Source organism: Desulfopila sp. IMCC35006 (genome assembly GCF_005116645.1).
GTDB lineage: Bacteria > Desulfobacterota > Desulfobulbia > Desulfobulbales > Desulfocapsaceae > Desulforhopalus_A.
Window position 1 is genome coordinate 130,922 of sequence record NZ_SWCM01000009.1, and the last position, 19,366, is coordinate 150,287.

A 19,366-nucleotide genomic window follows, 5' to 3' on the forward strand; every position below is an offset into this window, starting at 1 on the left:
TGGATATAATGTAAAGAGCCATATCTGGTAACGGAATGATTACTGACGCGGCACCTCTTCTTAATGATTCCGATTACCATACCTTCACCTCGGTTGAACGGAATGATCATTGGACTCGATGTAGGCGGCACCCATACCGACGTCATTCTGCTGGACGGCAGAAAACTTATCCGCGAAGCTAAAGTTGCCACCGATCCGGACAATCTCTTTGAAACCCTGATTGCCGGCCTCAACGCCATTATCGAGGGCATCGACCCGGCAGCTATTCAGCGGGCCGTTCTCAGCACCACCCTGGCCACCAACCTGGTTGCCCAGCAAAAACTTCCCGAAGTCGGCATGGTGGTGGCAGGCGGTCCGGGTATCGATCCCCGCCATTTTCGAACCAACGAATTCTATTATACGGTAGATGGAGCGCAGGACCATCGTGGCCGCGAGATCAAAACCCTTGACGACAATCAGCTGCAATCGATCGGCGAGGAGCTGCAGCGCCGGGGAATTCGCTATGCCGGCGTGGTGTCCAAGTTCTCGGTTCGCAACTCGGCGCAGGAGGAAAAGATGGCGGCTCTGTTGCAGCCGTATGTGGAGCGGGTCTTTATGGGCCACTGTTTCTCCGGCAGCCTCAATTTCCCCCGGCGCATCGCCACGACCTATCTGAACTGCGCCGTCTACCCCATTCATAAGAAATTTTTCACCGCTGTTCAAGAATCGCTGGCCCAAAAAGGGTTGACCATGCCCATCCGCATTCTGCGGCCCGATGGCGGTAACATGAATATCCAGTCGTCGGTGGACCACCCGGCCCAGACTATTCTGTCAGGCCCCTCGGCCAGCGTCATGGGCGCCATCTCCTCAGCTCCCGCGGAAGGGACCTGCCTGGTGCTTGATATCGGCGGAACGACCACGGATATGGCAGTGCTGATCGACAAAGCCCCCCTGCTTGCCCCGCTGGGCATCGAGATCACCCCCTACAAAACCCTGATTCGCGCCCTGCTCACCCACTCCATCGGTATTGGCGGCGACAGCGTGGTCCGGGTCCAGGACGGGGAACTGACCATCGGTCCCGACCGAATCGGCAAGGCTATGGCCTATGGCGGTCCGGAGCCAACTCCGACAGATGCCTTTTATGTGCTGGGCAAAGGCGGCGGTGACGGCGGCGATGCGGCAAAGTCCAGGGCCGGCCTGGCCCCCATAGCCGAGGCTCTCGGCTTGAGCGTAGAGGAGGCAGCGCAGAGAATTTTCACCTCAGCCTGTCAGACCATACTAGACGCCGCCGAAGAGATGATCAAAACCATCAACAGCAAGCCGGTCTATACCGTGCACGAACTCTGGGAAGGCAGCCAGATCCGGGTCAGCCATATCCTCATTCTTGGCGGTCCGGCCCCGCAGTTTGCAAACGAACTGCAGACCATGTTTTCCGGCGAGGTGGCGGTCGTGCCCCATCATCATGTCGCCAACGCCATTGGCTGCGCCCTGGCCCGAACCACCTGTGAAGTGATTCTCTTCGCCGACACCGACCAGGGAAGAGCCACCTCCCCCAGCGAAAACTTCAGCCAGAAAATTCCCTACAATTTCAGTCTGGATGACGCTCGCGCCATGGCCCAGGATTTACTGCGCAAAAAGGCTATCCAGCGCGGAGCCAACCCAAATGATATGCAAACCGAGGTGCTGGAGGAAAGTCAGTTCAACATGGTCCGCGGGTTTCAGACCGTCGGTAAGAATATGCGGGTGCGGATGCAGGTTAAACCCGGACTCATCCGTGTACGGTGATGGCTTGGTAAAAAGCCTTCCCTGAAAAAACTTTGACTCTCTGCAAGTCGATCAACACTAACCAACCAGGGGCATTATGTTACAGGCCAAGAAAAAAACAGGACTGGTCTTCTTTCCGGCCTTTGACTGGGCCATCTCACCCACCCATCCGGAAAGAGAAGAACGGCTGCTCTACACCCAGGACCAGGTGTTTGAAGAAGGATTGCTCGATATTGATGGTATTTATGAGTATAAGCCGGACCTGGTGACGATAAACGATGTGCAGCGGGTGCACTTCTGTGTGCCCGATCCCTGGGCGGTGATGACCGAATCCCATTTCATCAGTGCCGGCGGGGCTAAAACCATCGGCATGGCCGTGATGGACGGCACCGTTGAACGAGGTTTTGCCATCGTGCGCCCTCCCGGCCACCATGCCTGCCGCATCGTCCATGGCTGCCGGGGGTTCTGCAACGTCAACATCGAAGCGATCATGATCGAGTATATCCGCCGTGCCTACGGGGTGAAGCGGATCGCCATTGTCGATACCGACTGTCACCACGGCGACGGCAGCCAGGACATCTACTGGCATGACCCGAATACCCTGTTTATTTCCCTTCATCAGGACGGGCGCACCCTCTATCCCGGCAGCGGGTTCTTAAAAGAACGGGGCGGTCCCAATGCCGTGGGCACCACCGTCAACATCCCCCTGCCGCCCAACACCTCCGATGAAGGATTCCTGTATGCGATCAGGGAAATGGTCCTGCCGATCCTGGATGAATTCAAACCGGAGCTGATCATCAATTCCGCCGGTCAGGACAACCATTATTCCGACCCCATTACCAATATGAACCTGTCCGCTCGGGGATATGCGGAGCTGACCACGCTGCTTAAGGCCGATATTGCCGTGCTGGAGGGAGGCTATGCCATCGAAGGCGCCCTGCCCTATGTCAACACCGGTATTATTCTGGCCATGGCTGGTCTGGACTACGACCATCTGAGTGAACCGGACTATGATCCTGCAGCCTATCGGCAAAGCAGAGAAACCACCGAGTATATCCATCAGCTTGGCGAAAGAGTCCTGGAACAATGGCACAACCGCGAGGCCCTGACCAGATCGGTACGCAGTATGGACAACCCGGACCAGCGCACCCGCAACATCTATTACGACACCGATAATATTCAGGAACAGCAGCATGAGACGATCCGCATCTGCGATGACTGCGGCGGCGCGCTGCGGATTGAATCCTCGGCCAACCGGGGGCAGCCGATTCTGGCCGTCCATATCCCGGTCGACGCCTGCGCGGCCTGCCAGGAGCAGGGACACCGGTGGTTTGACACCGCCAGACGCGATCAGTTTGCCAATATTTACCTGCAGGATCGCACCACTGACCGTTACACCTCGGCCAATAAAAAATGATCGGCCTTTTTTACAACGCCATCTAAAAACTTCGAATTGAAGCTGGTTGCCATGCGCCGCATGGCAACCAGCTATAACCGCCACCTGCCTCAGGTCGATTCCAAAAGGTTACGGATATCTTCGAGTTTTTCCTGAACGCCAATATATCCCTCCTCAATCGCGTGCGCCACATGGTCAAAGTTCATCATCTTCAGCTCGCCCAGGCGCGGCTGGATCAGGATATTCGGTCGATCGACCGCGAGATTGATACGGGTTATGCGCTCCTGCATGATGCCGATGGATGTCATGACCGTTTCGATAATATCCGGAGTCGATGCATCGCGTTTCAGCAGTCCGCTGGTCTTTATTTTCAATTTGCTTTCTGCACCCTCATAAAAATCAATCATCTTTTTCACCAGCTCATTGCGGGGTTCGGGTTCCCCTTCCGCTGCCATGGTCGATGTTTCGATCTGTTTTTCGTCCCCTGGCATACGGTGACGCCGCCTGACGCGGGAAACAATCCTGCTGTTGAGGTCTACGGCGATGACGATTCCCGCCCCCATTGCCTGAGCGACCCCGACCGGAACGGGATCGACCAGCCCCCCGTCTACCAGCCAGCGGCCGTTGATCCGGACCGGGGCAAAGAGTCCGGGATAGGACATAGTCGCTCTCAGGGCCTCGATAATATTACCGGATTTCAAGACGACCTTCTCCCCGAGCATAAGATCGGTTGCCACCATCACCAGCGGGATATTGAGTTCGGCAAAAGTCTGCACATCAGTATGCATCGAAAAGAGTTCCTGAACCCGTCTGGACCCGTTCAACAGGCCGGAACGGGGAAAAACAACATCGAAATAGGAAAAGATCTTTTTGCCATCCATCCGCAGCAAAAATTTCTTTAAACTGTTGATGCTGCCACTCGCATAAAGCGCCCCGATGTAGGCACCCACACTGCAACCGGCAATAAAATCAATGGGGATCTCCGCCTCCTGGAGCGCTTCAATAATACCGATATGTGCCCAGCCGCGAGAGGCACCGCTGCCAAGCACAAGTCCGACTGTTTTGCGAGATGACATGATTTTTTTCTCCGAACAGGGTTTTAGTGACATAGAAATAATTTTCTTGGGCTTTTTACAAGAAAATTATTTCGTGATGGAACGTACACCCGTCAAGCGAGTACTGTAAAGAGTCCCACAAAGCACTTTAACGGCATTAAACCAGCTGAGGATTGAAATGATGATCTAAACACGATACTATCACTGGATTGTTCTTTTTTAAATGTGATTACCACTAAAGTTCAGCTTAGAAGATCCAGAGGGATATGAGTTGCCCTTTGCACGGAACGCCATAAACCCATCCCCGGGGGCTTGACCGCAGCCATCCAGGCTGCGGAACACCCGTGCAAAGGGCAACTCATATCCCCATATAGCTGAGGGTTAGTGGTACTCACATTTTTATATTCATTCTGTAAACAACCACCAGTCCCTCAATCCTTGCCGGCGACCTTCCTGTGATAAACATAGTTCTCTCCCTCTACAATCTGGCCTGGCTGGCAGCTCTTTTTGTCTTGAAAAGGTTGCCAAGGGTAGGACTTGGCTGGCAGCAGAGAACCTTAAAAGATGTTGCAGAGGGGCCGTTCGATCTCTGGATCCAGGCTGCATCCGGCGGCGAGTCCATGCTCACCAATATGGTACTCGAAGGCCTTGGCCCTCTTTTACCCAATAAAAAAATATGGCGGATACTCGTTACCTCCGGCACCAAACAAGGCATTGACAGTCTAGGCAGAGGCTGCAGAAACCTGCCACCCGACAGCCCCCTCGACCTCTCTATCGCCTACTTTCCTTTTGATGCACCGCATCTCATGGATAAGGCCTTTGCCCGGTTTAAACCAAAACTGGCGGTCATTGTCGAGACTGAGTTGTGGCCCGGATTTTTGATCAGGGCAAAAAAAAACAAGGTGCCGGTCATGATTGTGAACGGCAGAATGTCGGAAAAAAGTTTTCGGTCCTATAAATATTTCGCGAAATTCTTTCAAAAATACGGGCCCGAAAAAGTCCTCGCCATATCCCCCGCCGACAGGGAGCGATTTTCCCGACTGGTCGGCCCGGAAAAAGTCAGCCTGATGGACAACATCAAGTTTGACCGGATATGCCCCCGGCCAGGTCGACCGGAGAACAATCCTATTGGTGCTCATCTACCCGAAAACAGCCCGTTCTTGCTGCTTGGCTCAATTCGCCGGGAAGAAGAGCAACAGATCCTCCATACGATTGCCCGTATCCTCGCTCTCCGCCAGGACATCACCGTTGGCCTCTTCCCCAAGCATATCGAGCGAGCTGATCATTTGATCAAAATGCTGACCAGACAAAATATCAAGGCCATTAAACGTTCAAAAATCCTCGACCGTCAATCCCCCGGAACGGTTATTGTCTGGGATGTCTTCGGCGAACTCGCCGGGGCATATGCGCTGGCAGAAGCAGCTTTTGTCGGGGGGGCCCTCGCCAATCTCGGCGGGCAGAATTTCCTTGAACCTTTAGCGTTTGGACTCAAACCAATCATCGGCCCACATTGGCACGATTTTGCCTGGATTGGTCGCGAAATCGTCGCTGCCGGCCTGGTAACCGAGGTCGCCGATGAAAACGAGCTGACCGCCACCTTGCTCACGGCATTGAATACCGCGGTCGCCAGGGACCAGGTGATTAAACAGGTTCAGGATTTCTTGCTGCCGCGCACCGGAGGCACACGCCAGGTATGTCAGCTGATCATCACAAAAATGGCCGAACTGGAAAAAATAAAGAAGAGGTAGTATCGAAGCCCTTTAAAGGGAGGCTGGAATATGCGATCCCGCGTTTTGCTGGTTACCGGGAAGCCTCTCTTCCCCATTCGAAGGCCTCCCGGTATTTGCCTGGCGTAACCCTTACAGATAAGCACCTCGCCTTCCCGTCCCCGACAAAGTCCGGAGGGAAAAAGAGCGACGCCTGCACCTGTCAATGGGCACATTTGCAGGATAACCATATGATATATCAAGGTTTAAATGACAAAAAAATCCCGCTCTGAAGGCACATGTCTAACAAGTGGTTCGGAGCGGGAAGAGTCAGCTGTTTTAGAATTCAATAAGCTGCGTGTTTCCTTCTTTGATTACGCTTTTTTCCTGGTGAGACGATAACTGACTAAGCCTGCTAAGCCTGCTCCCAGAAGAAGCATCGTTGCAGGCTCAGGAACAGGTTCGACAGAGACGACCGGCATGTCTCCTATGGGACCGGGACTGACGATATCGTCTTCAGGCAGATACACCAGGTCATCCGGCGGAGGACCTGAAACATCACCGCCACCGCCACCGCCGCCGCCACCGCTCACGCCGCCATTACTGCTACCGCCACCACCACTACTGCTACCGCTGCTACCACCACTGCTTCCGCCACTGCCAATCCTGTTCAGGCTAATACCACCGACACGATATGCGAAGCTGCCGTCACTACCATTCCCATCATTTGCAGGAGAAGTAAATAACGAAGCCATGACGTCATGTTTTTTATTGGCATCGAACCATTTATCAGCATTCAAATCTGCTGCATACGGACTGTCAAACTCAGGATATTTATGTTGAAAAAGAGCGTCTTTGAAGGTTCTGGGCTCTTTTTCTCCACCAACTTTGACATCAGCCTGTCCTCCCGCGGAAGGTTCAGCAGAAACCTGACGCTGATTATCAATTTGCACGTCTGAGGCAGGGCCGTTGCCTAACCCAATTCGGTCATTCTTACTACCACCGTTCCATATGAGATTAGCGGCAACTGTAACGATTGAAAGGGTAATAAAAACAATAAGAAAAGCAGATATTTTATAAAATTTTGTGATTTTATGCATTTTTACCCCCAGGGAGGTTGTGATTTGTATCTATCGTTATGATAACGTTTGAACTGATACACCATCATGTGATACATTTAAACTTATGCATAAACCGCTCCACTCAGCCTGCAAAATCCCTATATGCGCGCTTATGTGCAGTTATGGATAGGCTGCACACTCGACAGAACCAACAAAAAACCGGAAATGCGGAATTATCTCTACGGAAACGTGGAATAGACGACTACGTGTCCTCATATATCTCTACGCATAGTACATCCCATCCGAACCGACATCTGCAGGAAATACTTGTCGACATCACCTCGGTACACTTTGTGCGCCGGGCTACAGCGTCCGCGCAGGTGGTTTCACCGGTTTCTGGTGGTCGCGCTCAAGGTGAAAGTTGATCCATGAACTGGTATCTTTCAGCTCCCAAAGCCGGGGCGGCACAAATTCACGGGTAAGCTTGTCGGTCTCACCATGCTTTTTCATCCGCCGGTATGCCCTGACCCAGACACAGAGCTTATCCGTGTTCACCTCGCAAAAACCGTTATTACTCCCGCCGCAGGCGCCATTTCGGGTATGCTTCGGGCAGCCTGACTCGGGGCAGAGAAACCCCACATGCTGGATGCCGCAATCACCGCAACTCTTGCAGGAAAGCATCACCTTTTTAAAAGGATCTTCCAGGAAGACTTTTAACAGCCATGAGGTGTTGCTTTTATCCAGTGAATTGGAGATCTTTTTGTACATTGGCGCGAGAGCTGCACGTTTATCAAAAAAAAGCTCATGGGCTGTGCGCAGAAACAGGTAATGGAAGTTATCGGTAAGCTTCACTTTTATCGTTTCTTTGCCCGGAATAACCGACTTTGCCGTCTCTGCCTGTTTATACAGATAAAAACGATTGGGTTCATCCTCACGAAACTCGTCAAGATAATCGAGCCAGTTGTGTTCAATCGCCGCCATCCGATCAAGAATTTTACCAACGGTGGCAAAACTGTCATGGATACCGCCAAGGTGGATACCTTTATAACCAATACCCTTGAGGACAACCCCCAGCCGGGCCGTCCGCTCAATGGCATGCTGCATGCCTTCCCCGGCTCCTTCCCACTCCTGCATCACTTTATTGTAGAGTTTTTCGGTGACGTGGACACCGGGAATTCTGCCGGCGTGCATCGGTCGGGCAGATCGTTTATCGAGTACATACAGGGAAGCGAGGACCGGTACCTCGATTTTTTTATCCTTGTTATACAGCAGCAGCTCTTCATATTTGTCAATATCGTAACCAAGCTGGGTGATGGCAAACGAGGCACCTGCCTCGATTTTTCGTTCCAGCTTCTTGTATTGGATCCAGGCTTCCGCCTCGGTATATTTAAATGGCGACACGGCACAGCCGGTGACAAAAATACTGGCATGGCCCGCCCTTATGAGTCGTTTATTGAGGCTGCTCAGCATCGAGGTAAGAATGACCGAATCAAAGTCAAAGACCGGCAAGCCGGCTCCCCCAAACCCTTTGCCGGAATAATCGCCGGTCAGGGCCAGGATGTTTTTCATGCCCATATGCGCAAGCTGCAGCGCCCGGCTCTCCATGCCCACCCGATTGGTATCACGGCAGGTAAAATGGACAATAACATCCATTCCATCATTGAGGATTTCATGGCCGAGTGCATCAGGACTGAGTGCCGGATTCCCGCCAGGGTTATCCGTGATCGACACCGCTGTAATTCTTCCGTCGGCTTGAGCCTCCCTGGCAATGCCGGTGATCGTGTCGATTGTCCTGCCGCTCGACTCACGACCCGGCACCAGTTCTAGTGTTACAACAAATTTATCCGGGGTTGAAATATCATCATTGAAATTATGAATCACCGAAATTTCTCCTTCTTTCATCTCAAACGGCTGGTTAGTGCCGTACGTCTTAGAGCCGGTTACTCTTTTCAGTATCCCCTAGTGGGGTGCTCGCTCTATTTTGATCTTCTTATCAGTTATGAGAATACTCTGAACACGAGGGAACAACCTATCACATTATTGAACCCAAACAAATTTCATTCCAGACTTTTCAAACAGAAATCGAGTCAATAATTATTCTCAACATTCATTTTAAATATACATCATAAGCTGAGAAAGTGTATAAAATTACATGCGAATATTAATTATTCCTGTTCTGTGTCATTTATTGGAGATGAGACGAATTCTGGCAAGAAAGAGATTTACGTAGAAGTTGCAGAGAAAATAATATCTTACATTGTGGTATAATTTTTAAACAGGGAAAAAAAGCCGCCCGGGGCGTATTATCGGAGCAACCGTACCAGCCATTTCCAGGGAAATAACATTGACACCCGCTGCCGGTAGCGGCGATACCTCTCACCGTATTGCGTGACAATCTTTCTCTCCTCAAGCATGGTGCCGATCACCAGGTAGACACTCAAGATGCAGACGGCGAGAAAAACCGGGAGAGGATATTCGGCCAGCATTGACCAGAGGAACAGCAAAGAGCCCAAATACCACGGATGCCGGGTAATACCAAAAACCCCCGTCTCAAGGAACTCCTCTTTTTCGCTCAGCAACAGATGTTCCTCTCCCGTCTGCAGTTGCTTAAGACCTAGAAAATACTGCAAATCGTATTTTTGCGCACCGCCTCTAAAAAGCAGCAAGGCAGTGACTAGAAAACTCACCCGAACAAAAACGGCGTTCCCCTCCCAGTTGACGACCACCGGCCCACCGGCCATTTTCGTCATTATGATCAACGGCACGAGGGTAATCGCAGATAATCCGTTATACAGGAGTCGATAGTACCGGGTCAGTCTGGGTACATGGGTTTTAATGTGCCGGAGTATCGAGGCGTCAATCAAAATGGAATGCATGGTACACCAGGCTATCCACAGGATACTGAGCAAAACCGCGTTCATATTTTTTCTCTCTTTTTTCAGTCCGTTACGGCAGGATATTGGGTGCTGCACCGCGCAGCCTCCTGGTTGTGCCAGCAACTGCAAGGGACGTGCGGGGCTGCTCCGCCAGCAAAACCGCAATCTTAAGCCTATTTCACCATACCGACCATGCCAGCGACTCAGACATAAGTGGCAGCCTGCATTGACACCCGAAAATACTGGATTAAATTGTTATGATCTTTATTCATGACCGATCTTTTCACTCATTCTCCTCAGGACGTGGGATCTCTCAAGGTTACGCAAGGCAATAAACAGATGAAAGACAGAATTATCCTTCGATTTTCCGACGTGATCCACTCCGAATCCGGCAGTGGCCTCTTGCTCATGGTGACTGCGGTACTGGCAATGATACTTGCCAATACCCCTTTATCTGGCTACTACGACCTTATTATAACGACCCCGGTGCATATCCGGATAGGTCCTCTGGAAATTGCCAAACCCCTGTTGCTCTGGGTAAATGACGGTTTGATGGCGTCTTTTTTCTTCCTGGTAGGGCTCGAGTTAAAAAGAGAAATCCTCATCGGCGAATTATCAGACATCAGCAAGGTCACTCTTCCGGCTCTGGGAGCGCTGGGGGGCATGGTGGTGCCCTCACTCATCTACATTGGGATAAATTACCAGGACCCCATAGCTCTGCGCGGCTGGGCCATTCCAGCGGCGACGGACATTGCGTTTGCCCTGGGAATCCTTTCTTTACTCGGCTCCAGGGTGCCGATCAGTCTGAAAGTATTGCTGACCTCCCTGGCGGTTTTTGACGATATCGGCGCAATCATCATAATCGCTCTCTTCTACACCGAAAATATATCCCTGGCTGCCCTGATTGTGGCGGCTGTCTGCATCTGCATCCTTTTTTACATGAACAGGAGAGGCCAGGAAAACTTCAGCATGTATGTCTTCGTCGGCTCAATTATGTGGGTTGCCCTGCTCAAATCGGGAGTGCACGCCACCCTGGCCGGTATACTCCTGGCAATATTTATTCCCATGCGGTCCCGCACGGATCCCGACCTGTCGCCTCTCATGGAGATTGAACACGATCTGCACTCGGCGGTTAATTTTTTTGTCCTTCCGATATTTGCCTTCTGCAACAGTGGCATCACTCTTGCGAACACTTCCCTTGATTTCTTCAGCCAGGGCGTTCCCATGGGTATTGCTCTGGGTCTTTTTTTCGGCAAACAGGCCGGCATTTTCACCTTCATAGGTCTTGCCATACTCCTCAAGGTTTCAGCCATGCCAAAAGGAATGACCTGGGGCTCCCTCTACGGGATGGCGACCTTATGCGGCATCGGCTTTACCATGAGCCTGTTTATCGGATCGCTGGCCTTCGACCAGACCTCTTCGCTCACGGTCTTTGATCAGAGACTGGGCATCATTCTCGGCTCCCTTGTTTCCGGCCTGGTCGGATTCCTGATTCTAAAAAAGATCCTGCCGGCCAGTTCGATTTAAGGCATATTGCAATCTGATTGCCCCTGAAACTCAGCCTGCCGGAATGGAAGGGTGTGAGCTGTTCGTTTTACGGGGATATGCGGCGACGTTTATTCAGCCGGATCCTGCTTCTGGTCAAAAATAGTCTCCAGGTAGATCATACTGCCCTGGGAAACCGCCTTTACCTGGTAGTTGAGGGTGTGAAAGAGTTTCACCATCCGCTTGTTCTCTTTTGCCGTGTAGGCGGTGAGACCTTTAATGCCATTTCTCCTGGCCGCCTCGGCCAGTTTCTGGATAACGATTGACGATAAACCTTTCCCCTGCCATTCCTTTTCCACCGAAAAAGCAATCTCCGCCAGCTCGGTTTCCGGGTTGAGATAATACTCCCCGACAGCCAGGATCCGCTCATAGCCAGACTGTCCCTCAACCGCGACGATGGTCAGATCCTTGAGATAATCGATTATGAATGTCCGCTCGATCTGGGTGCTGATAAAGCTCTTTTTTTCATGGAAGAACCTGGAGATAACATCAGTGCTGTCGAGCCGGTAATAATGCTCCTGCAGACTTCGCTCATCGGTCAGCTTCACCGGCCGGAAGGTTATTTTTTTACGGTCGATGATCCTGGTTTCCTCAAGCCAAAGCGGATAGATGGAATGCATCTCGTCCCGCAGGATTCGTTCCGGTCCAAGCAGCCCGAGATCTTTCGCCTGCTCGAACAATTCGTCCCGAAAATCCGGATGGGCGATAGAAATTAACGAGAGCGCCCGTTCCTGGATACTTTTGCCGAAAAGATTTACCGAACCGTATTCGGTTACCACGTATTGCACCTCGCTGCGCGGCACGACCACCGCTACCTTCTCCAGAATCGGCACAATCCGGCTCCGGGTGCCATCGTCTCTGGTCGATGTGAGCATCAGAATCGATTTGCCTTTTTTAGACATGGCTGCACCCCGGAAAAAATCGAGGATACCGGTGACGCCGGAAAAATTATTGAAGGGCAGTGCATCGGCGGTCACCTGGCCGGTCAGGTCGATTTCCCGGGCGGTGTTCATCGCCACCATCTTCCTGTTTTTGGCTATTTTCCGCGGATCATTTACATACTTGGACGGATGAAACTCGACGGCGGAGTTGTAATCGAGCAGATCATACAGGTTCTGGTTGCCGATGGCGTTGCTGCAGATGATCTTGCCGCTGTTGAAGCCCTTGTTTTTGTTGGTCACAACACCCATGGCCATAAGCTTCATAATGGTGTTGGTCACATACTGGGTGTGAATGCCCAGATCATTTTTTTCCATCAGCGCCTGGATATTTGCTTCCGACGTTCCGCCCAGCGACATCTGCATCGTCGAACCGTCCTCCACCAGCCGGGAAACATACCGGGCAATTTTGCCGGCGGCTTTGACATCCGGATAGGTACCGATTTCGATCAGGGTCTCGTCATGCTCGACGAAATAGTCGATGTCGTTGACATGGATCGAACTGCGCCCTAGCGTTCTCGGCATCTTGCTATTCACCTGGGCGATAACCAGGTCGGCACCGGCGGCGGCAGACGCAGTGACATCAACAGAGATGCCAAGGCTCATCCAGCCGAAATCGTCCGGTGGAGTCACCTGGATAAGGGCAACCTGGATCGGCAGCATTTTCGATTTGATCAACTTGTGTATATCGGAAAGATTGATCGGCGTGATGAAGCGCAGATCGCCTTTAAAACTCTCCGAGTTGGCAGACCCCAGATAAAAAGATCGAATATTCAGATTCTGTGATTTCGATTTCTCGGCAATCCTGGAAAGCGAGGTACTCTCACCGCTGAACATCCTGACGATCTCAAGATCAGTGAAGGTAAGGCTGGCGTCGGCCAGTCCTTTCACCAGCTGCTGCGGTTCGCCGCAGGATGAACCGATAAAGATACGCTGCCCTGACTGGATCTTGGCAATGGCATCTTGAACCGACAGCTTGTTCCTCTGATAGTTATCCGCCCAATATCCTGATTCGCGCATCTCATTCCTCCTTCTCTGGGATTTTTGAACCTCTTGTCTGTACCCACAATCCTCTCAGGCTTGAAATCCTCCTGCCGCCCATCTCCAGATAGTATTGGTTCTGCGCTTTTTAATCAAGTCTGCTGACAGCTTCTTCAATGCGGCAAGATTCCTCTTGTTGGATGAACCTCATTCGTCACCCTGTCCTTTTCATCCTGCACAGACAAAAACCGGTTGCCTGCAAGCCGTTTGATCTTATAGGTTACAATTATCCCCTTCAACAAGAGGAAACAGTTTGCAAAGCCCATCTGAGACAATACTGCTGTTCGGTCTGTCCGATGCCGAAACTACGCTTGTTAAACGGCTGGTTTCTTCTTTTGAAATTGATATCGTCCCGCTTACCATCGGAACCGTCCGGAATTTCATCCATAAATTTCCCGAGAAAAAAATCTGCCTGGTTGTCTTCAGGGTGGATACGCAACCGCAAAGACAGGATCGAGTCATCGGCCTTATCCGGGATTTTGTCGGGCCTTTTACCCCTTTTCTCCTTCTCATTCCCCCACAGCGGAAAGGAGACATCAGAAAATATCTCAATGCCGGGGCAGATGACTTCATGGATCTGCCGCTCAATGAAGAGAGGTTCTCCATAGGGTTTCTGATCCTGCTCGAGATGGGCCAGGCGGTGGTCCAGCGATCGGCAGCAGAATCCTTACCGCAAACGAATGCATCCCGGTACAAGCGGGATATCGTCAATCGGCTGGTCGATTTTTTCCGGGAGGGCTTGAGTTACTTTGCCCCGAAATCGTTGCTAATAAAGGCGAGAACGGACAGCATCTCCGACAAATGGCTGCAGGTGAGAAAGCTCGGTTCCGGTGGCTTTGGCGACGCCTGGCTGGTACAGGAGATCGGTACCGGCAGACTCGCCGTGGCCAAAACACCCCACTCAGCCGAGATGAATATCCGGGTCTTGCGCTCAGCCGCCATCCTGAAGAGACTGGTCCACCATCCCAATATCGTCCACCTTCTGGAGATTGTCAAAGATAACGGCAAGTTTATCCTGATCCAGGAATATGTCGAAGGGCCGACCCTGCAACAGTTACTGCAGCAGCCCATTGCCCCGCTCGACAAAGCAGCCTGGTTTCTGCAGCTCGTCTCCGTCATCTCCTATGCCCATAAGCATAAAATCATGCATCGGGATATCAAACCGGAAAACATCATCATCAACAAAAGCGGTCAGGTGAAGCTTCTCGATTTCGGTATCGCCCGGGACCTCTCCTGGCAGCCACCGGACAAAAGTTCTGCAGGCACCGTCAATTTCATGCCGCCGGAACAGTTCGAAGGCCGCAGCTGCCTGGCCAGCGACGTCTGGGCCCTGGGGGTCATCCTCTATATTTTTGCCACCAATACCGTGCCCTATTTTCAGGGAAACGATCAGTACCCCTTAGACATCGACACAACTGTTGAAAGCAGAGCGCCGCGGATAATTAATCCGCAGCTTGATATCAATCTCGAGCGCATCATCATGCACTGCCTGCAAAAGGATTTGGAAAAACGCTACCGCAGCGCCACAGAACTCCAGGAGGACCTGCAATCCAGTCTGCCGCAGTTTGGCCGGGGAGGACTCTTCCCTGAATAATGCGCGACACATCGCAGCCCCGATGATATTTCCAAGCCTTACCTTTTTATGATTACCACTACTGTTCAGCACAGAAGGTCTTGAGGGATATGAGGTGCCCTTTGCACGGGTGTTCCGTGCAAAGGTATTACAGCCCGTTTACCAGTCTGTGGGCATAGATCCCGGGCAGACCGGCAGCCAGAATCTTTTCTCCGGCCGTCTTGAAATCATACACAACTCTATAAAACTCGACCACGTGCCGTGCAGTGTCATAAATGAGATAGGCAGCCCGAGGATCGCCGTCTCTCGGCTGCCCGACACTCCCGCAATTGAAGATCTGGCGGTTTTTCTCAGCGACAGGCACCACCATGCTGTGCTGCGGTGATCTGATATAGACGCAGAAGAAGTTTTTTCGCGTTATCGCAACGGGTACATGGGTATGGCCGACGAACAGGACCTTGGCTTTCGATCGGGCAAACGAACTGGAGATATAGGTCTTCTCGGAGACATAATACCAGTTGCGGGGCCGGTACGGATTTGAATGGCAGAAGGAAATATTGTCCCATTTGATGAGATCTTCCATCTCGGTCAGAAACCACATACCGGTTTTGGTGATGACCTCCCGTGTCCACAGGATTACCCGTCGCGCATCCGGTTTCATATTGGTGGGAATCCCGAGCACAGCAGCGTCATGGTTGCCAAGCACACAGGGGCAATCGGGCAGGGACTGAATCAATTCGATGCACTCGTTGGGGTTTGCCCCATAGCCCACCACATCGCCCAGACAGACATACCTGTCAACATGCTGTCGACCGGCATGCTCGAGGACTGCCTCCAATGCCTCCAGGTTGGCGTGGATATCCGAAAAAACTGCAACTCTCATACGTTCCTCTTCTGGTGGCGGCTGATAGCAGCACTTTCGCGCGTTCCCGTCAGAAGTTGTAGACCTTTGTCCATGTATAAGCCAGTTTCCGGAGAATAGCAAACTTCCCGCAAATTTCTCTTTTATAAAACGCTCTTTTTGACTATCTGTATGTGCATACGCTCTCCTTAAACGAACAGAAACCAGAGGATCCAAAGACTCATGTTGACAACAACCGATAAAAAAAATCTCCAGAATCTCCTGGCTAAAGCGGAGGATCCTGATACTGCCTTCAGCTTTGATGAACTGCTGGGCTACCTGTTTGGGCTGGCAATGACCCCCGAGCTGATCATGCCCGGTGAATGGATGCCAATCATCTTTGGCGGCGACATGCCGGAATTTGATTCGATGGAGCAGGGGCAGAAAATGACCGGCAGTCTGATCGCTGCCTATAATAAGGGCATTGACGATTTCGAGAAGAACCGGCTCACCTTTCCCTTCAACATAGAAACCCTGCACGAGGACCAGTTTGCCCCACTCTACGAATGGATCTCCGGGTTCGAAGAGGCCATCGCACTTCGCGAGGAGCTGTGGGATCCAGAGGAATATCCTGAGTTAAGCGATCAGAAAAAAGAGGAGCTTTACCACAGCATGATGACTATCCAGGGACTGGTCGATCCCATGGAGGTGATGGAGTATTTTGACGACATGCCGGACGAGGTGTTCCAGGAGGCCTTCGCAGGACTGGACATCGAGATGGAAGATCGGGAGGCGCAGATCCAGATCTTCCTGTTGACCTCCCTGCCTCTGGCCATCGAGACCTTCCAGGAGCATGCCCGCGCAGTCGAAAAAAAGCGGCAGCGGCAGTTTGCCGGATCTGGCGGCCCCATCCCGATTCGCTCGGCGAAAATCGGCCGCAACGATCCCTGCCTGTGCGGGAGCGGCAAAAAATATAAAAAGTGCTGCGGCAGCAGCTCTGAACAACAGACAATTTTCCCCGGGGATGTGCCGTCAAGAAAATCAAACGTTATCCAGGGCAACTTTCCGCAACATGGCAAAAAGAAATGACAACCCCTGCAAACCCGGAATTGCAGCTCGCCGATGAATTTGTCCGGGAAACCGGCTGCAATATTTATCTGACGGGGAAGGCCGGCACCGGCAAGACCACGTTCCTGCACAATCTCAAGAAAAAATCTCCCAAGCGGATGATCGTCACCGCTCCCACCGGTGTTGCCGCGATCAACGCCGGCGGGGTAACCCTGCATTCTTTCTTTCAGATGCCGTTCGGTCCATTCGTACCGGGCAGCGAAACGACGGCCCGACACAGATTCGGCAAGGAAAAGATCAATATCATCAAAAGTCTCGACCTGCTGGTGATCGATGAGATAAGTATGGTCCGGGCCGACCTGCTCGACGGCGTTGACGCCGTTTTACGCCGCTACCGCCGCAGCAGTCTGCCCTTTGGCGGGGTGCAGCTGCTGTTGATTGGCGATCTGCATCAGCTCTCTCCGGTGGTCAAAGACGCCGACTGGCGCATTTTGAGCCAATACTATGATTCCCCGTATTTTTTCAGCAGCAGCTCGCTGCGCCAGAGTGCGTTGATCACCATCGAATTACAGCATATCTATCGCCAGGAAGACGACCACTTTATCAGGCTGCTGAACCGGGTTCGCGACAACAACCTGGACCAGGCAACGCTGTCGAGCCTGAATGCCCGCCATATCGAGGGTTTTGGCGATGGAGACCAGAAGGCCGAGGGATATATAACGCTTTGTACCCACAACAGCAACGCCGACGCCATCAACGCGTCGAGGCTGCAGAAACTTTCCCAGAAAAGCCACCGCTTCGATGCCGAAATTGAAGGTGAATTCCCGGAGCACTCCTTCCCCACCGCGGTAACCCTTGAGGTGAAACCACAGGCGCAGGTGATGTTCGTGCGCAACGATTCGACACCGGAAAAACGCTTCTTCAACGGCAAAATCGGCCGGGTCACCCGCATCTCCGGCGAAAAAATCTGGATACAATGCCCCGACGATACCGACGAGATCGTGGTTGAACCGGCAACCTGGGAAAACATCGAGTATTCCCTGCACCCGGAGACGCTCGAGATCACCGAGAATAAAATCGGCGCCTTCATCCAGTATCCACTGAAGCTCGCCTGGGCCATCACCATCCATAAAAGCCAGGGCTTGACCTTCGACCGGGCCATCATCGATGCCCAGGCTGCGTTTGCCCATGGCCAGGTGTACGTCGCCCTCAGCCGCTGCCGGACCCTTGACGGGATGGTGCTCAGTTCGCCGCTTTCCCCACGAGCGGTAAAAACCGACAGCATGGTCTTGCGCTTCGTCGAACAGGCCGCGAAAAATATGGTGACGGCGGAACAGCTGGCCCTGGCTAAAATACAATACCAGCAGCGACTGCTCCTGGAATGTTTTGACTTTAAGGAACTGCAGGTTCTGCTCAGCCAGCTGGTATCTCTTGTGGACAGGAATGCTGAATTGCTCGTTGTCTTAGGCGCCGGAGATCTTCATGCATTACGCCAGAAGACCGTGAACGAGATCTGTACTGTCGGGGCAAACTTCAGGCGGCAGCTGCAGGGGCTCTTCAGCCAGAATGTTTTCCCGGCAGAAGATCCGGCAGTGCTCGAGCGCATCCAGAAGGCATCGGTTTATTTCGAGGAAAAAATTACAGCCGGTATGAACACATGCATCCCCCAGCTGGAGATAGAAACCGACAATAAGGAAATCCGCAAAAAAGCGGTCAAATTGAGGACGCGTCTGCAGGAAGAAACGGCGGTCAAGCTGGCTGCCGTCAAATCCTGCGCGACAGGTTTCAGTGCAGCACACTATCTCCGGGCAGTTTCATCGGCTGAAATACAAACGGTGCCGAAAAAAGAATCGGCAAGGGTGGCAAAAACCCAGGCCACTTACTCGGAGGCAGATATCGACCATCCCGAACTCTTTCAAACCCTGCGGGAATGGCGGGCAGCAGAGGCCAAAGAACAAGGAGTTCCTCATTTTCATATCCTCCACCAGAAGACCCTGATCCAAATCGTCGTTCATCTGCCCGACTCGCTCCAGGCCCTGATGGCGATAAAAGGTATCGGCAAGAAGCTCTCGGAGCGATACGGCGAAGAGCTGGTCGCCATGGTTTCGAGTTACCGGCGGAAAAACAATATCGAGGAGGTCACTCTCCCGGAGAAAGCCGAATCTTTGGACCAGGAGCCCAAGAAGCCCGCCGAACAACCGGCAGCAGCCCAAACAGATACGAAAAAGCTCAGCCTTGAGCTCTTTGAAGAAGGGTTGACACTGCCCCAGATAGCTGCTCAGCGCGACCTGGTCGTCTCCACCGTCGAGGGGCATCTGGCGTATTTTGTTGCCCGGGGCGAACTGGCCATCGAAAGGCTGCTGCCCCCGGCGAAGCAGCAGGCAATCGAGGAGAAAATAAACCAGATGCCGGATAAGAAAATGAGTGAAATAAAACTGGCCCTGGGCAGCGACTACAGCTACAGCGACATCAGATTCGTCCAGGCCTACCTGCAAAGCCAGGCGTCCTCCTGACTCGTTTCAG

13 protein-coding genes are annotated in these 19,366 nt (G+C 52.3%); 7 read left to right on the forward strand and 6 right to left on the reverse strand.

Annotated features, from left to right (window positions below):
* Nucleotides 1-102: 102 nt before the first annotated feature.
* Together FCL47_RS15730 and FCL47_RS15735 are read left to right on the forward strand one after the other, a co-directional pair.
* Entirely contained in the window at nucleotides 103-1,764 is a 1,662-nt protein-coding gene (locus FCL47_RS15730; protein WP_136814482.1) for a hydantoinase/oxoprolinase family protein, read from the forward strand.
* A 76-nt stretch (nucleotides 1,765-1,840) separates the two neighbouring features.
* Entirely contained in the window at nucleotides 1,841-3,160 is a 1,320-nt protein-coding gene (locus FCL47_RS15735) for a histone deacetylase (protein ID WP_136814483.1), read from the forward strand.
* An 89-nt stretch (nucleotides 3,161-3,249) separates the two neighbouring features.
* Here FCL47_RS15735 and FCL47_RS15740 read toward each other — a convergent pair whose 3' ends face one another.
* Nucleotides 3,250-4,215 carry a patatin-like phospholipase family protein gene (locus FCL47_RS15740; protein WP_167496519.1) on the reverse strand — a complete coding sequence of 322 codons (966 nt, stop codon included), beginning with the start codon at nucleotides 4,213-4,215 and terminating at the stop codon, nucleotides 3,250-3,252.
* A 434-nt stretch (nucleotides 4,216-4,649) separates the two neighbouring features.
* Between FCL47_RS15740 and FCL47_RS15745 the strand changes: the two genes are divergently transcribed.
* Entirely contained in the window at nucleotides 4,650-5,942 is a 1,293-nt protein-coding gene (locus FCL47_RS15745) for a 3-deoxy-D-manno-octulosonic acid transferase (protein ID WP_167496520.1), read from the forward strand.
* A 332-nt stretch (nucleotides 5,943-6,274) separates the two neighbouring features.
* On the opposite strand, the gene FCL47_RS15750 is transcribed toward FCL47_RS15745, so the two are convergent.
* The 3 genes from FCL47_RS15750 to FCL47_RS15760 form a co-directional block, all read right to left on the reverse strand.
* Entirely contained in the window at nucleotides 6,275-7,000 is a 726-nt protein-coding gene (locus FCL47_RS15750) for a PEP-CTERM sorting domain-containing protein (protein ID WP_136814486.1), read from the reverse strand.
* Between the two features lie 324 nt (nucleotides 7,001-7,324).
* Complete coding sequence (locus FCL47_RS15755) at nucleotides 7,325-8,842, reverse strand: methylenetetrahydrofolate reductase C-terminal domain-containing protein (protein WP_167496521.1); 1,518 nt, start codon at nucleotides 8,840-8,842, stop codon at nucleotides 7,325-7,327.
* A gap of 422 nt (nucleotides 8,843-9,264) precedes the next feature.
* Nucleotides 9,265-9,933, reverse strand: a complete 669-nt coding sequence (locus FCL47_RS15760) for an isoprenylcysteine carboxylmethyltransferase family protein (protein WP_136814488.1) — start codon at nucleotides 9,931-9,933, stop codon at nucleotides 9,265-9,267.
* 243 nt (nucleotides 9,934-10,176) lie between these two features.
* Here FCL47_RS15760 and nhaA point away from each other — a divergent pair, with 243 nt between their 5' ends.
* Entirely contained in the window at nucleotides 10,177-11,364 is a 1,188-nt protein-coding gene (nhaA, locus tag FCL47_RS15765; protein WP_136814489.1) for a Na+/H+ antiporter NhaA, read from the forward strand.
* Between the two features lie 89 nt (nucleotides 11,365-11,453).
* Here the strand turns inward: nhaA and FCL47_RS15770 are convergent, their stop codons facing one another.
* Entirely contained in the window at nucleotides 11,454-13,340 is a 1,887-nt protein-coding gene (locus tag FCL47_RS15770) for a bifunctional acetyl-CoA hydrolase/transferase family protein/GNAT family N-acetyltransferase (RefSeq protein ID WP_136814490.1), read from the reverse strand.
* Nucleotides 13,341-13,614: 274 nt separating this feature from the next.
* Here FCL47_RS15770 and FCL47_RS15775 point away from each other — a divergent pair, with 274 nt between their 5' ends.
* Nucleotides 13,615-14,955, forward strand: coding sequence for a serine/threonine-protein kinase (locus FCL47_RS15775; RefSeq protein WP_136814491.1), 1,341 nt, complete (start codon nucleotides 13,615-13,617; stop codon nucleotides 14,953-14,955).
* Nucleotides 14,956-15,082: 127 nt separating this feature from the next.
* Here the strand turns inward: FCL47_RS15775 and FCL47_RS15780 are convergent, their stop codons facing one another.
* Complete coding sequence (locus FCL47_RS15780) at nucleotides 15,083-15,817, reverse strand: metallophosphoesterase (protein WP_136814492.1); 735 nt, start codon at nucleotides 15,815-15,817, stop codon at nucleotides 15,083-15,085.
* Between the two features lie 201 nt (nucleotides 15,818-16,018).
* Between FCL47_RS15780 and FCL47_RS25125 the strand changes: the two genes are divergently transcribed.
* Nucleotides 16,019-16,864, forward strand: coding sequence for a YecA family protein (locus tag FCL47_RS25125; protein WP_136814493.1), 846 nt, complete (start codon nucleotides 16,019-16,021; stop codon nucleotides 16,862-16,864).
* Nucleotides 16,861-19,356 carry a helix-turn-helix domain-containing protein gene (locus tag FCL47_RS15790; protein ID WP_136814494.1) on the forward strand — a complete coding sequence of 832 codons (2,496 nt, stop codon included), beginning with the start codon at nucleotides 16,861-16,863 and terminating at the stop codon, nucleotides 19,354-19,356. Before FCL47_RS25125 ends, FCL47_RS15790 begins: the two co-directional genes overlap by 4 nt.
* The last annotated feature ends 10 nt before the right edge of the window (nucleotides 19,357-19,366 follow it).

Coding starts and splice junctions, on each gene's coding strand:
- FCL47_RS15730 (WP_136814482.1), top strand. CDS start 103: ATGATCATTGGACTCGATGTAGGCGGCACCCATACCGACGTCATTCTG.
- FCL47_RS15735 (WP_136814483.1), top strand. CDS start 1,841: ATGTTACAGGCCAAGAAAAAAACAGGACTGGTCTTCTTTCCGGCCTTT.
- FCL47_RS15740 (WP_167496519.1), bottom strand. CDS start 4,215: ATGTCATCTCGCAAAACAGTCGGACTTGTGCTTGGCAGCGGTGCCTCT.
- FCL47_RS15750 (WP_136814486.1), bottom strand. CDS start 7,000: ATGCATAAAATCACAAAATTTTATAAAATATCTGCTTTTCTTATTGTT.
- nhaA (WP_136814489.1), top strand. CDS start 10,177: ATGAAAGACAGAATTATCCTTCGATTTTCCGACGTGATCCACTCCGAA.
- FCL47_RS15770 (WP_136814490.1), bottom strand. CDS start 13,340: ATGCGCGAATCAGGATATTGGGCGGATAACTATCAGAGGAACAAGCTG.
- FCL47_RS15780 (WP_136814492.1), bottom strand. CDS start 15,817: ATGAGAGTTGCAGTTTTTTCGGATATCCACGCCAACCTGGAGGCATTG.
- FCL47_RS25125 (WP_136814493.1), top strand. CDS start 16,019: ATGTTGACAACAACCGATAAAAAAAATCTCCAGAATCTCCTGGCTAAA.
- FCL47_RS15790 (WP_136814494.1), top strand. CDS start 16,861: ATGACAACCCCTGCAAACCCGGAATTGCAGCTCGCCGATGAATTTGTC.